Genomic DNA, 13,144 nt, shown 5'->3' on the forward strand with positions numbered 1-13,144 from the left:
CATTCATTTTTTGACTTCATCTATTCTGAATATTAAATTAAATCATGCTACTTGTAAAGGGTTTCATTAAAAATGAGATGATTGCTGCCCTGACTTTCTACATACCTTCTCATTTCCTCGTTGTTATTCAGATTAACTAATTCGCGTAAGAACTTTACCCCTGTCCCTTGCTCAGCAGAAGTAATGACAATCGGCCCTTTCGGTATCACACGTTTAAGTTGTTCGATCGCCTTATTTACATCCGCCTTCTCGGAGTCAGCTTTGGTCACAACACCTATAGGTAGCTTATTTATTCCTGTGCTGAACCCTGGTGGAAAAATCGTTTTCTTCTTCGTGGCATCTTGGATATACATCACATGTGTGACTTCTAGTGAAGTAGCCATTATATTTTTATAGTACATTGGATTTTCAGTGTACTCACCTGGCGTATCAACAATCCAGTCATCATAATGAAGACTCTGTGTTTTTAAAGCTTTTCCTTCTTTTCCTAATAGTGCTTTTGTTAGAGTAGACTTCCCAGCTCCAATAGATCCTAAAATCATGCAACGATTTTGATTAGTCATTCTATCCAACTCCCTTCTACGATTCACTATGATTTCGTTATATTAGAAGGAGTGTAACCAAGGGTTTCTGATAAAAATCTGTTCACCTCTTGCATAGCCATATCCACTTCTGAAACACTTCCTAGCAATACCAGGCTGCCAGTGAAACGGTCAAGAAAGCCTATCTGGACGTGAGCCGCTTTTGTCGCATAATCCCCTGCTATAATGGCTGTTTCACTCGGTGTTAAGGTAAGTATTCCAAGGGCACCAGACTCTTCAATCCCTAATTTCTCGAACATGTCTTGATCTGGGTTCGCAATCAAGTGACTTAACGTAATTTGTTTTCCTGGAACGAACTCTTGGATAAATCGCTTTTTTTCTTCATTCATGTTATTTTCCCTCCGATGCAACTGCAACTTCATTTTCCACTTCTTTTTCTAGATATTCATCTTCTCCAATGATGCCTTTTTCCCGGTCCAGACGTTCAAGTTCCCTTGCTTTTGGAACCGATATCCAATTTGCTATGGCAATTGCGATGATACCTGCAGAAAGTTTACCAACAATTATTGGTAGAATTAACGTCGGCTGAAAGTTTGCAGTGAACGAAAGGTGATCACCTAATAAAAATGCCGCACAAACACCAAAGGAAATGTTAATTACTTTATCTTTAGGAGGCATAGAGCGAATCAGCTTAAACATAGCAAGTATATTCGCAATTGTTGCGACAAGCCCTGCACTTCCTACAGTACTCAATCCAAGTTTTCTTCCCAAGGATTCTAGTGGTTTCGCTGCAAATTTCCTCAATAAATAAACCATTGGGAACGCACCTGCTAACATAATTCCAATATATCCAGCGGTTTCCAAAGCTCTAAATTGATCATCTGCATCCGCCATGATTGGATCGAAACCCCATCCTCCAAAAACATTTGTGAAAACACCTGTAAATATCTCTACGATGGAAAATACAAGTACTAGCTTAATAGCCGCATCTAATATTCTACCGAACCACATAAATCCTTTGATCATTAAATCTGGAAGGAAATATAATCCTACCGCAATCGCTATAACAAAAATAAGTAGTGGGGTAAGATTCGCAAATATTTTAAGATAACTTATTGTGAATTCATAGGTTGATTCAGTGTTCGTCGAAATCACATCTCTTACTTTGGAATTCGTCATCGTTATGATGACACTAGATATGAATACACCAATTGGAATCGTCAGTACTCCCGACATAATTCCAAGAGCCATATATTTGTGATCTCGTTTATCAAGCATTGCTAATCCCATTGGTATAGAGAACACTATGGTTGCCCCTGCCATAAAACCGACGATCAAGGCCATGATCCACCCTTCATAAGATTGCTGAAGCGCTTCTGCTAACTGGTATCCTCCCATATCTGAAGCTAAGATTGCCGTTGCAGCAATTGCAGGATCAGCACCTATTCTTTCGAAAAAAGGGCCAACAAATGTATTAACTAACCAAGAAAGGTAAGGGATTGAAGCCATGATACCAGCAGCTGGTACGAAAATATGCCCAATAGAATGGATTCCTTCCATGAATTGGCCTCCGATACCCTCCTCACTATTTTTTATCGAAGCAATCGCTCCCGCTATCGCACAAATCATTATGATGTAAATAACAATGTTACCGATTAGAACCATATTACTTCCCCGCTTCCAATATATTTTCTAACCTAGGCAGAAAAAGACAAAAAGGTGCCAAAGAAGGCATTTTCTCCCTTCCTTTAGCACCTTTGCTCCATTTATTCACTTATGGCTTGTACTTCTGTTGCGCTAGAATATTTCTTAATGATATACTTCGCAACTTTCTCAAGAGTAACCTGCTTATTCATACTTGTATTTCTCATTTTCTTAAAAGAAACCTCTTCACTATATCCAAATCGTTCCATTAGTATTCCTTTTGCTTTTTCAATTAATTTCCTCTCTTGTAATCGCCTATCTGCCTCGGCTACTTTCTGTTCATATTGTTTTGAAACTTCAGCCTGATGTAAAGCAATTTCGATAGCTGGTATCAATCGATCACTTGAAACTGGTTTAACAATGTACCCTACAATATTTGCTTCCTTTGCTTTATCAACAAAGTCTTTCTGACTATAAGCAGTCAGTAACAATATTGGAGTCTTAAACTTTTGAGAGATTATTTTACTAGCTTTTAACCCATTCATCTTTGGCATTTTAATGTCCATAATAATAAGATCTGGTTTTACTTGGTCGACAACCTCCATTGCTTTTTCGCCATTGCCTGCTTCTCCTACCACATCGTATCCTGCATCTTTTAGAATCATTTTCACGTCCATCCGTACAATGGACTCATCCTCTACGAGTACGATTCTTTTACTCACCTACATCATCCCCTTAAATGGAAATGCAATACTTGCCTCTGTACCCTGATCGACTTTTTGTAATTGAAATTCACCTGAAAGATCGTTCTCAACCATCATATTAACAATTTCTAATCCTAAAGAAGCTTTTGTATGAGGAACATAACCTATACCGTCATCTTTCACGCTAATCTTTATATCGTCATCCTCATGTCGAAATGACACTAAGATCTTACCTGATTTCCGTCCTTTAAACGCGTGATTCATACAATTTTGAATTAATTCATTGATTACTAATGCGACAGACACCGCTCTTTTTGATTCAATAGTGAGGTTATTTCCCTCAAATGAGATTCCGACTTTCGTTTCTGCTGATGATTCCATGTATACCAGCATCGTTCCGATTTTTTCAATTAGTTCAAATATGTCTACTTCATCGATACTACTGTTGGAAAGAATCACCTCATACACTGAAGCAATACTGAGTATGCGGTTCAAACTTTCCAGAAAGTATACTTTACTTTCTTCCGGGATTCCACGACGCATCTGTAAACGCAATAAACTAGCAACAGTTTGTAAGTTGTTTTTAACCCTATGATGAATCTCTTGAATTGCCACAGATTTCATAATTAATTCTTTTTCTTTATCCCTTAAATCCGTTAAATCTCTTAATACAATAAACTTACCATTGTATTTTTCATTTTGAGATAATAAAATTTTCTTGACTTTAAAGATTTTATTAGAAATTTCAATTTCAGTTACAAATAAGTCATCAGGGTGTAATATAATTCCTTCTAAAAAGGGTAAACAGTGAATTAAGTTCTCCCCGCTTTTGCATACCTTCCCTGTTAAACTATGAACTAAATTGATTGCTGCAGGATTCGAATACAGCAAATTCCCTTCCTCTTCTACAAAGAAAAATGCTTCTTCTATTAAATCCGGAATCATAGGTTGTTTCTCTGAAACTCCCAATAGAACATCACTCAACGACTCAGCCGTTTTTGACAACGCTTTCAATTCAGCACGTTCTTTAAGCTGATCGCTTATATCTTTCTCCATTACCAAAGCTCCAATAACTCGATTGGAACCGTGGATAGGAACAACACTTTGTTCCACTTGAGTTCTTTCTTGTGTGATTGCTCTATTTGAAGTCATAGCATTTCCAGACCGAAGACAGTAATAAACTCCTGGCTCGAACGTTTCGTATGCCTTCTTTCCTACGACCGTATTTTCATAGATTGGTTTAGTTGTAGTCGGAGCAGCTTCTGCAACAACAATTGCATGTTTGTTATCTTTCATTAGACAGTCGATAAAAATATTCGCTTTTGATAAATCTGCAGTGTATTGTAGCGTCTTACTTACATCAATAATCGTTTGAATCTCTTCAGATGAGAGGCTCGTGTGTTCCTCACAGATTGACTTAATCGATACTGCGTCATTCATTAGGTATAAATCACCAACTTTTCCATTTATTAAATGGTATGTTCAGCCTATAAACTACCTGACATTATAATGAGCAATATTAATTTTGTCAATTTTACATATATTCCGTCGAATTACTTAAGCTGCGAATATTTTACTCCGCTCGCTTGGTAGTTTAGCATCTCTCCAATAACATCTGAAAGGTACGCTCCAGCCTCAATTGGTGGGACACCTCCACTATGAATATTGGAAAAGACTGTCCGATCAGCTTCTACGCTATTCTCATTAGGTCTATAAATTAAATAAGCACTTATGCTTTTAGATGTTGCCAACCCAGGTCTCTCACCAATCAATGAAACGACAAGGTCACAATCTACTAATGCTGCTACTTCATCTTGAATCCATACTCTACTTTTTCTAATAAAAACTGGATCACCCAAGGTAATGCCTTTACCTTCAAGCCCTTGTATTAGAGCTGGAAGTAAATCAGGTACCGTCTCTTCGATTCCTGTAGAACTTAAACCATCTGAAACGATGATTTGTACTTGTTTACCTTTGACCCCATTCTCCTTTAGCCACTTGACCGAACTTTCATCTAATGATCTTCCGACATCTAAATTCATCAAGTATTCTTCCATACTAGTCGCCTTAGACTTTAAAATCGGAAGCTTCATTTCCTCTAGAACAGAAGTAGACACATCTTTCATAACGGCATCTTGTGCTGCTGCATGATCGATTCTAAAGTCTAAATAATTTTTCGTCTTCATTCTAGTACCACTATGTCCGATACCAATTCTAGCTGGCGTTTGACTCTGTGCTAGTTCAATAGAATCCTTATTTACTGGAGAATCAACTGTTACACGTTTCTCCACACTATAAACAAACTCTCTTGTATCATCATTGGATCGTTTCTTTGTTTCACTTTTTGCTTCTACTTCCATTTCTTTTATAACTTCTTTTACGATTTGTTCAATATTCACATGCTCACTTCCCTTCTTTTTTAACGCTTCACATCACCCCTATGGATGATTCAATCAAAGATGGAAAGGTCTCCTGCTGCTTTAGTCAAGCGACCTTTTTCCATAATCCCCATTGTTTCTAACCATTTTTCAAAATCTCGGAGTGGTCGCAATCCTAACATTTCTCTTAAGCTTGCATCATCATGATAACTTGTATCCTGGTAACTCAGCATGACATCGTCTCCACCTGGAACACCCATATAAAAATTAGCACCTGCTACGGTTGTCAACATCCCTGCAATTTCTTGATCATTTTGGTCTGAGTTCATGTGGTTCGTATAGGTTGGAGCTATTCCCATAGGAAGGTTATGAAGCTTTCCCATAAATAAATCTTCCAAATCGCAACGAATCATTTGTTTCCCATCATAAAGAGTTTCAGGACCGATAAAACCTGACACGTTGTTAACCATAAAGGGATTCCAATGTCTCGCATATCCATATGTTCGTGCTTCCAGTGTTTGCATGTCCACACCCAAATGTGCGTCCAAAGAGACTTCTGATCCTTGTCCTGTTTCAAAATAAAAAAAGTTAGGACCTGCCGATGTACCTTGTTCCTTCATAAGGATATATGCTTCATCTAATATCTTCTTAGACACACCGAAGTCTTCGTTCGCTAATTGCGTACCAGCTAAACTCTGAAACATTAAATCGATAGGAGCATTTTTTTCGAGAGCATTCATTTGTGTCGTTATATGTGCAAGAACACAATTTTGGGTGGGCACCCCCCATTTCTGAATGAATTCATGACTCATAGAAAGAATTTCACGAACTGACTCAACCGATTCGTTGTTCGGATTTATACCGATAACAGCGTCTCCCGATCCATATGACAAGCCTTCTTTCATTGAAGCTAAGATGCCCGCTGGGTTATCGATCGGATGGTTTGGCTGGCATCGAAACGCTAGTCTTCCAGGCTCTCCGATCGTCGTATTGCAGTGTGCTTGATGTTTCATTTTTTGTGATGCAAGAACCAAGTCGATACTTGACATCAGCTTTGCTACTCCCGAAATCATTTCACTTGTTAACCCTCTGCTTAATCGTTTAAGAGCAGTACTGCTAGTATTATGGGAAAGTATGAATTCCCTTAATTCTCCTACAGTCCAGCTTGAAATTTCACGATAGATCGATTGACTCATGTCATCATAAGTCAACTTGGTTATTTCATCCGTCTCATATGGAATTACTGGATTCTCATAAATATCTTTTAATTGAAGTTCACTTAATACATATTTTGCAGCCATCCGTTCTAAGGAAGAGCTGGCCCCTATACCACTCATTGTGTCTCCCGATTTCTCTTCACTTGCTTTTGCTAAAACCTCCTTTACTGAATCAAATTGATAAACCTCATTTTTTAACTTGCAAGAGAAATTCACTCCACTCACCTACTTTTCTAAAATACTTTTACATACAAAAAGGTGCCTAAAACATCAGACTCTCTCCAATGTATTAGGCACCATTACCTACAGACTTATTTACTTATAGCAATAATAACAATCATTTATCAGAAAATAAAGATATTTCTTTTTTGATATTTTATAAACAGGACTTTTTTCACACCAAACCTTATTAAATCTCTGTTTTATTCTTTTTTTCAAACGAGTATCTATTAAGCGGTCTTCCAACACCACCATATTGAATCTCAAGGTTCACTTGCCCTGACTTTTGAAGATAATCTAAATACCTTCTTGCTGTTACTCTTGCAAGACCGATTCCATCAGCTGTTTCTTCAGCTGTAATCGGTTCAGTTTGTTTGCTTAGGAACTTAATAATCTGTTCAAGAGTTTGCCGGTTTAGGCCTTTAGGTAATGAAGATTCTATAAGATTGCTCTTACTAGAGCTTTTTTTGATAAAGTCCAGTTCATTTTGTGATATTGTGCCCTCACCACTTAAACCGTCGTAATAGATCTTATAATCTTTTAACGCTTGCTGAAACCTTTCAAATTTGAAAGGCTTGATCAAATAGTCTCGCGCACCATTATGAAGCATGGTTCGAATCGTATCGCGGTCGTTCGCTGCTGTGATGGCGATCACGTCGACACGGCTTCCTTCGTTTCTTAGCTTATTCAACATATCGAGTCCATTTTGCTCAGGCATGTAGACATCGAGCAGGATGAGATCCGGTTTCAAGTCCTTAACAAGTTTCAGGCCTTCCTCACCCGTGCTTGCAACTCCTATGATTGTGAAACCTTCGATCTTTTTAATAAATTGCTTATTCACCTCTTGCACCATCGGATCGTCTTCTATTAATAAAACGCTAATCGTCATCATGCTCACTCCCCTCAGTGCTCATTGGAATAACAATTTCGATACTCGTTCCTTCATCCTCATAAGAAACGAGCTTCATTGTCCCATTTGCCCTCTCAATTGTTCGATTAATAAGGTATAGGCCAAGTCCATTTCCGTCTTTTCCTTTCGTCGAGAACCCTTTTTCCAAAACCCTTGCTTGTATATCGTCTTTCATGCCACACCCATTATCTTCTACTGATAGATAAAGACCATCATCATCACCGATGATACTAAGATGGATCAGTTTATCCTCCCGACTCACTTCATGAAAAGAATAAAAGGCATTTTCGATCAAGTTACCTAAAATCAGGACAAGATCATGACTATCTAATAAAATCGGATTCTTCTTATACACACTATCACGGTCGATTGTGACGTTGATACCGAGCTCTTTCCCTCTTCTAACTTTACTAAGAATCAACCCTGAAATACGAAAGTCATTGATTCTCTTGCTTAGAAAGTTTGAAAGATCTTCATCTTGCTGTGACACATCAAAAACATAGTCGAGTGCTTTTTCCTTTTCATCAAGCTGAATCAAACCTGCAATCGTATGGAGACGGTTCAGGGACTCGTGATTTTGCACTCGCAATGCCTCAACGAAATTCTTAACACCCGTTAACTCTTCTGCCATCGCCGCCACTTCCGTTCGATCTTGAAAAACGGCTACGCCACCAACTTCAATACCCTCTACAATGATCGGTACCTTACTGATCAACAACACTTTCTGACCAACCGTCGTCTCTTCATTTTCAAAGCGATCCTTGCTTTTTAAGATCGAAAGGAGCTTTCCCTTTGTAACTTCCTCCACTGGCAGGTCAGTCACTTCCTCAGCGACGTCTAAAATCCTCTTTGCTTTATCATTGAAGATCATAATCTTTCCATTTAAATCGATCGCGATGACGCCTTCGTTCATCGCCTCAAACGTTGCCGTCCGCTCAACGAGAAGCCTCGATATCTCATGTGGCTCAAGCTGAAAGGTTTCTTGCTTAATTCTTCTTGCCAAAAGCCAAGAACCGACACTTCCAAACCCAAGTGCGAGTAAGGCGATAAGTGCAAGTTCAGATTTTATACTAGAAAGGACCGTTACGAGATTCGGCATGATGTTACCGACAATCACAACACCGATCTGTTCATGTTCGGCATTCATGATCGGTACGAACGATCGTATGGAAACACCGAGTTCACCTTTTGCTTTTGAAACATAACTGTGTTCAGCAAACGCCGCACCTTCATCTTTTCCAGAAGATACGGTTCCAAGCTTTTCTTCAACTGGATGGGAATATCGGATACGGTTCAAATTAAGCACCACGATATAGTCTGAGCCATTGATCGTCCTGACTCTATTCACGATCGGGTTGAGTGTTTCCCATCCTTCACTTTGTACGAGAGATTGCTGCACTTCTGGGAGATTCGCAACCGTACGTCCTGTGATCAGACCTCTTTCTCCCAGTCTCTCTTCTGTCTGGTCGTACAACTTTCCAGCTGCAATCACTCCTGCAATAATGATCGAAAAGAAAACGACGCCAAACGAAAAGATCATGATTTTCCACTTTATCGATAGTACCCTTCTCATAACTGAACGTCCTTCCAAAGTCTCTAGCTCAAATGCTAGTAACACCTCGTTTCATTCTCGCTATCTATGATAAACTATTGGAAACGCTTGCGAAACAGGGGATACTATGAAGACAGTTGCAATCATCACAACATTTGTTTTGGCTGGCATACTCACTGCGTTTTACCTTGGATTTAGTCCGGGTGAAACGACAAGAATACTAGAGTACGATGATGAACAAGAAGGTTTAGAAGAACAGTTGGTTATTCGATTTAGCCATGTAGCTGCCGAGAACACGCCAAAAGGGATGGCAGCACGTGATTTTGCCAACCGCATTCAAGCCAAAACAAATAATGAGATAAAAGTTGAAATCTACTCAAATGGAGAACTCTATCAAGATCAAAATGAGTGGGAAGCTGTTACGAATGGGAATGTAGAAATGATCGCCCCAGCCACTTCTAAACTCTCAACTCGTTTTCCAAACTGGCAAGTGCTCGACTTACCCTACGCTTTTCAAGGGTATGATGCTGTCCAAGATGCCTACGAAGGTAAGATTGGGCAAGCACTACTTGACGACCTAAAGGGAACGAATGTGAAGGGACTAGGCTTCTGGTATAACGGCTTCAAACAGTTTACAAACAACAAGCACCCGATTCGTTTACCGAGTGATATGGATCAGCTTCATTTCAGAGTGATGCCTGGACCTGTTATCAAATCTCAGTTTGAAGCATTGAACGCAAGTACGAGTGAACTTTCTTTTAATAAAACATACCGAAACCTCGAAGTCGGCTTCGTAGATGGTCAGGAAAATACCATTTCGAACATCTATTCTAAGAAATTTTATAAGAAACAAGCATACATGACACTAAGCAACCATGCTTATCTCGGCTATGCTGTCGTCATCAATGAAGACTTCTGGGAAAAGCTATCGAAAAGTCAGCAGGGATCTTTTGAAGAAGCTATGGAAGAAACGACTGACTGGGTCAGAAGACATTCGATCGAAATCAATGACGCGCATATTCGAGAAATCAAGCGCTCTTCAGATATAGAACTCGATGTATTGACGACAGAGGAAGTAAAAAGGTGGCAAGGCGTATTTAAACCCGTTTATAACGAGGCTGAACAGGAAATCTCGAGCAACATAATAGAAGAGCTCGAGCGCATTCAAAGCAACTATTCACACCAGTAAGGAGGGAACTTAATGAATACGATTTTCGTCGCAGGTCATTCGAAGCTTCCGGGGGGAATGGCCGCTAACAATATATCAGATACGTTAACGCTCACACTCGAAGTAGATAAACATTACGGGGTGATCGTGGATGCTTCCTGTACGCTGATGACCGAGCACAGCAAACAATTTGTAAGGCAGCTGTTAAAAGGTTTCAGTTTAAAAGATGGCATCGAAGAACCATTAACTCAGTTGAGAGAAGGGTACCTTGGCAAAGCGGGAAATGCCCTTTCAGCAGCATTGAAGGATGCACATAAACAGTATGAAATGTATCCTGAAGCGTTAAATAAATGATGGATGATACGGCAGATTAGTCTAACGACTATCTGCCGTTTTTCTTAGAGAATAAAGGGATCTTACAATTTCAGCTGGCTTTACATCGAGACCATTGAGCTCATTAAGTTCGATCCACACCGGTTCATACGTGCCTCGATCCGTTTCTTTGAGCTGATATTCTTCGCCCATTCCTGTTCCAAACTCTCCACCAACAAGCTGAGCAAGATAATAGTATTGCTTTCCATTAAAATCAACTTCTGCATAAAGGTCTGTTAACGATACAGTAACACCTAACTCTTCATGAACCTCTCGAATCGCAGCTTGTTCTTTCGATTCTCCTTTTTCTACTCCTCCACCAGGAAAAACGTAATAGACGTCTCCATTCCTCACCCTTTTAATTAACGCTACCCGATCGTTTCCGATGATAATAGCAGCAGATCTCGTTCTCATATTCTTCCCTCGCGATCATTCGTTTTTCGCATACGATTTCTCAGGTCGATGGCCTCTCTTCAATTCTCGGATCGTAAGACCAAAATCCATTTGTAAATGAGGATAATCTTTGAAAGACGACCAGTCTCCACCCCATTCAAAGCCAAGGTCTTTCCCGATTGCTACAACTTCCATCCAATCAGACTCTCCATTGTCATTATCATCTCGCTGCATATCCCAGACTACATCACCGTTATCAAGCTTCAGGGCAAAATCGATTGCTAAACCGTAGTTGTGGTATGACCCGCCTCCAGCCACATTCGTTACAATGTTACCTTCGGTGGATCTCCCTTTCTCATACAGTTTATTTTGCTCTTCACTCGAACGATGACCGTCAGTGATTACGACCTCAATCCCCTTTTTCATAGACCTCGCAATCAGCTCATTTTTCGCTTCCTCGACTTCTGGATGCAGTTCGTCCGGAAGTGGAACATCCTTATTAACTAGTACTCTACTAGTATCAACATAATTAGATAGTAGATAGTTACCGACTAATCCTATACATAACAACACGAGAAACGTGCTGGTAAATTTCGATAATAGTTTCACGCTTCCACCCGCTCCTCTTTTATACCCTCGTCTCTCTATTTTAGCAGGAAAGCGCATAAGAAGAGGAGCGTTTGCTCACATGTACCACATTCGTCACTTCTTCTCTACGAACCGTGTAAGCAACTGATCAGTCGTCATCACCGTTGCAAATTCTTCATGAATCGTAGCGAGCGAAACAGAATGAACGGTTTCTGGATCAACATAGTTTTCATCTTGATCATAGATTCCATAGGCAGCCGTTGCATCTGAAACAACAGACGTGTGGAATCCAAGATTACCGCTCATACGTGCCGTTGTCGAAACGCAGTGAGGTGTCGTTAAACCAACGATCACCACTTCACTGATCTTCCTATCATGAAGGTACTCTTCTAAACCTGTTCCTATAAAAGCACTGTTCACTGTCTTCGTAAAGATTTGTTCATCTCTTAACGGTTTAACGGACTCTTTTATCTCGAACCCTTCTTGTTTGTGATAAAAAACAGACTGCGGGTCATTGGATAAATGTTGTATGAAGATGACCTCCTCCCCTTGCTTTCGCCAATGATCGATGATCGTACCCATCTTTTCCTCTGCATCATGATTGTTTCGTTCTCCCCATTTTTCGTTAAAAAATGCTTTCTGAACATCTACGACTAGTAATGCTTTCATCACGAACGCCTCCTTATACCCTAATTTACTAAAAATGAAATGACACGACCGACCCTTTTACTAAAAGCTTCATATGTATGTGCCCCACCCTCGACTGGATGGAATTCAACTTGTATTCCCTTCTCCTTTAGCAGCGTACTCACCTTTTGATTAGTCTCAAAAAATACGGAATTGAGCTGCTCATCACTCGATTCATCCGTCCCACAATCGAGGTATAGTTTCTCTACCTTCGATAAGTCTGTCGTTTCGATGAATCGTTCGATCTCCTCCTGATTCCGAAAGAAAGCAGAAGAGATCGCTGCACCTCTAGAGAAAACATGTGGATATCGACAAACGGCATACACTGTCAACAACCCTCCAAGAGATATACCTGCCATGGCGGAACGGTCGAGCGTTCGATACGTTCGATCGATATATGGCTTCAACTCGTTTACGATAAAATCAATATACTCAATGCCTTTAACATCCGAGATAGGCTCTCTAGCAGTCACCTGCCTACTCAACTCTCCAGTAGGAAACGGACAATATTCTCTCATACGCTCTTCACCAGAATCGATCGCAACAACGATAATAGGTAGCTTTTCCTTATCGAGATATTCTCTTAATCGGAGCGACCTCCCTCCTACTGCGTCACGATCATGAAAAACGTTCTGACCATCATGCATATAGATGACAGGGTAACGAATATCTGTCTCATCGTAGTCGTTTGGTATATAGAGTCTTACCCTTCTTTTTTCATTAAACACGGGGATGAATAGACTGAATTCCCTCATCATGCTTTACCACTC

At 39.9% G+C, this 13,144-nt stretch carries 15 protein-coding genes; 2 read left to right on the forward strand and 13 right to left on the reverse strand.

Annotation, left to right across the window (positions count from 1 at the left end; translation table 11 throughout):
- Nucleotides 1-47 precede the first annotated feature (47 nt).
- The 9 genes from ACXAEY_RS17680 to ACXAEY_RS17720 all read right to left on the reverse strand — a co-directional run bounded on the left by ACXAEY_RS17680 (nucleotide 48) and on the right by ACXAEY_RS17720 (nucleotide 9,187).
- Nucleotides 48-563 (reverse strand): EutP/PduV family microcompartment system protein, encoded by a 516-nt coding sequence (locus tag ACXAEY_RS17680; protein WP_474813873.1) that lies wholly within the window; start codon nucleotides 561-563, stop codon nucleotides 48-50.
- Nucleotides 564-589: 26 nt separating this feature from the next.
- Complete coding sequence (gene eutS / locus ACXAEY_RS17685; protein WP_474813875.1) at nucleotides 590-931, reverse strand: ethanolamine utilization microcompartment protein EutS; 342 nt, start codon at nucleotides 929-931, stop codon at nucleotides 590-592.
- Nucleotide 932: 1 nt separating this feature from the next.
- Nucleotides 933-2,207, reverse strand: coding sequence for an ethanolamine utilization protein EutH (gene eutH, locus ACXAEY_RS17690; protein ID WP_474813877.1), 1,275 nt, complete (start codon nucleotides 2,205-2,207; stop codon nucleotides 933-935).
- 101 nt (nucleotides 2,208-2,308) lie between these two features.
- Entirely contained in the window at nucleotides 2,309-2,908 is a 600-nt protein-coding gene (locus ACXAEY_RS17695) for an ANTAR domain-containing response regulator (RefSeq protein WP_474813879.1), read from the reverse strand.
- The gene (locus tag ACXAEY_RS17700; RefSeq protein WP_474813881.1) at nucleotides 2,909-4,330 is read right to left on the reverse strand and encodes a sensor histidine kinase; all 1,422 of its coding nucleotides are present in this window, start codon (nucleotides 4,328-4,330) and stop codon (nucleotides 2,909-2,911) included. It lies immediately after the preceding gene.
- A gap of 113 nt (nucleotides 4,331-4,443) precedes the next feature.
- A complete protein-coding gene (gene eutC, locus ACXAEY_RS17705; RefSeq protein ID WP_474813882.1) occupies nucleotides 4,444-5,289 on the reverse strand; it encodes an ethanolamine ammonia-lyase subunit EutC in 846 nt (281 codons plus the stop codon).
- Nucleotides 5,290-5,339: 50 nt separating this feature from the next.
- On the reverse strand, nucleotides 5,340-6,701 hold the full coding sequence (locus ACXAEY_RS17710; protein ID WP_474813884.1) for an ethanolamine ammonia-lyase subunit EutB: 1,362 nt from the start codon (nucleotides 6,699-6,701) through the stop codon (nucleotides 5,340-5,342).
- A gap of 193 nt (nucleotides 6,702-6,894) precedes the next feature.
- Nucleotides 6,895-7,593, reverse strand: coding sequence for a response regulator (locus tag ACXAEY_RS17715; RefSeq protein ID WP_474813886.1), 699 nt, complete (start codon nucleotides 7,591-7,593; stop codon nucleotides 6,895-6,897).
- On the reverse strand, nucleotides 7,583-9,187 hold the full coding sequence (locus ACXAEY_RS17720; RefSeq protein ID WP_474813888.1) for an ATP-binding protein: 1,605 nt from the start codon (nucleotides 9,185-9,187) through the stop codon (nucleotides 7,583-7,585). Before ACXAEY_RS17720 ends, ACXAEY_RS17715 begins: the two co-directional genes overlap by 11 nt.
- A 106-nt stretch (nucleotides 9,188-9,293) precedes the next feature.
- On the opposite strand from ACXAEY_RS17720, the gene ACXAEY_RS17725 reads away from it, so the two are divergent.
- Nucleotides 9,294-10,355, forward strand: a complete 1,062-nt coding sequence (locus ACXAEY_RS17725; RefSeq protein WP_474813890.1) for a DctP family TRAP transporter solute-binding subunit — start codon at nucleotides 9,294-9,296, stop codon at nucleotides 10,353-10,355.
- Between the two features lie 12 nt (nucleotides 10,356-10,367).
- On the forward strand, nucleotides 10,368-10,688 hold the full coding sequence (locus ACXAEY_RS17730; protein ID WP_270180736.1) for a DUF3870 domain-containing protein: 321 nt from the start codon (nucleotides 10,368-10,370) through the stop codon (nucleotides 10,686-10,688).
- Between the two features lie 21 nt (nucleotides 10,689-10,709).
- Here ACXAEY_RS17730 and ACXAEY_RS17735 read toward each other — a convergent pair whose 3' ends face one another.
- From ACXAEY_RS17735 to ACXAEY_RS17750, 4 genes are all read right to left on the reverse strand, one after another.
- The gene (locus ACXAEY_RS17735) at nucleotides 10,710-11,120 is read right to left on the reverse strand and encodes an NUDIX hydrolase (protein WP_474813892.1); all 411 of its coding nucleotides are present in this window, start codon (nucleotides 11,118-11,120) and stop codon (nucleotides 10,710-10,712) included.
- Between the two features lie 15 nt (nucleotides 11,121-11,135).
- Complete coding sequence (locus ACXAEY_RS17740; RefSeq protein ID WP_474813894.1) at nucleotides 11,136-11,708, reverse strand: M15 family metallopeptidase; 573 nt, start codon at nucleotides 11,706-11,708, stop codon at nucleotides 11,136-11,138.
- A 93-nt stretch (nucleotides 11,709-11,801) separates the two neighbouring features.
- On the reverse strand, nucleotides 11,802-12,356 hold the full coding sequence (locus tag ACXAEY_RS17745) for a cysteine hydrolase family protein (RefSeq protein WP_474813896.1): 555 nt from the start codon (nucleotides 12,354-12,356) through the stop codon (nucleotides 11,802-11,804).
- 20 nt (nucleotides 12,357-12,376) lie between these two features.
- Nucleotides 12,377-13,129 carry an alpha/beta hydrolase gene (locus tag ACXAEY_RS17750; RefSeq protein ID WP_474813898.1) on the reverse strand — a complete coding sequence of 251 codons (753 nt, stop codon included), beginning with the start codon at nucleotides 13,127-13,129 and terminating at the stop codon, nucleotides 12,377-12,379.
- Nucleotides 13,130-13,144 lie beyond the last annotated feature (15 nt).

The sequence above is a fragment of the Anaerobacillus sp. ABA4_114 genome (assembly GCF_056159065.1).

What these genes read in the sequence shown, in the direction of transcription:
- ACXAEY_RS17700 (WP_474813881.1), bottom strand. Translation starts at nt 4,330, where the DNA reads ATGAATGACGCAGTATCGATTAAGTCAATCTGTGAGGAACACACGAGC.
- ACXAEY_RS17730 (WP_270180736.1), top strand. Translation starts at nt 10,368, where the DNA reads ATGAATACGATTTTCGTCGCAGGTCATTCGAAGCTTCCGGGGGGAATG.
- ACXAEY_RS17680 (WP_474813873.1), bottom strand. Translation starts at nt 563, where the DNA reads ATGACTAATCAAAATCGTTGCATGATTTTAGGATCTATTGGAGCTGGG.
- ACXAEY_RS17715 (WP_474813886.1), bottom strand. Translation starts at nt 7,593, where the DNA reads ATGACGATTAGCGTTTTATTAATAGAAGACGATCCGATGGTGCAAGAG.
- ACXAEY_RS17750 (WP_474813898.1), bottom strand. Translation starts at nt 13,129, where the DNA reads ATGAGGGAATTCAGTCTATTCATCCCCGTGTTTAATGAAAAAAGAAGG.
- ACXAEY_RS17735 (WP_474813892.1), bottom strand. Translation starts at nt 11,120, where the DNA reads ATGAGAACGAGATCTGCTGCTATTATCATCGGAAACGATCGGGTAGCG.
- ACXAEY_RS17725 (WP_474813890.1), top strand. Translation starts at nt 9,294, where the DNA reads ATGAAGACAGTTGCAATCATCACAACATTTGTTTTGGCTGGCATACTC.
- eutS (WP_474813875.1), bottom strand. Translation starts at nt 931, where the DNA reads ATGAATGAAGAAAAAAAGCGATTTATCCAAGAGTTCGTTCCAGGAAAA.
- eutH (WP_474813877.1), bottom strand. Translation starts at nt 2,207, where the DNA reads ATGGTTCTAATCGGTAACATTGTTATTTACATCATAATGATTTGTGCG.
- ACXAEY_RS17720 (WP_474813888.1), bottom strand. Translation starts at nt 9,187, where the DNA reads ATGAGAAGGGTACTATCGATAAAGTGGAAAATCATGATCTTTTCGTTT.
- ACXAEY_RS17745 (WP_474813896.1), bottom strand. Translation starts at nt 12,356, where the DNA reads ATGAAAGCATTACTAGTCGTAGATGTTCAGAAAGCATTTTTTAACGAA.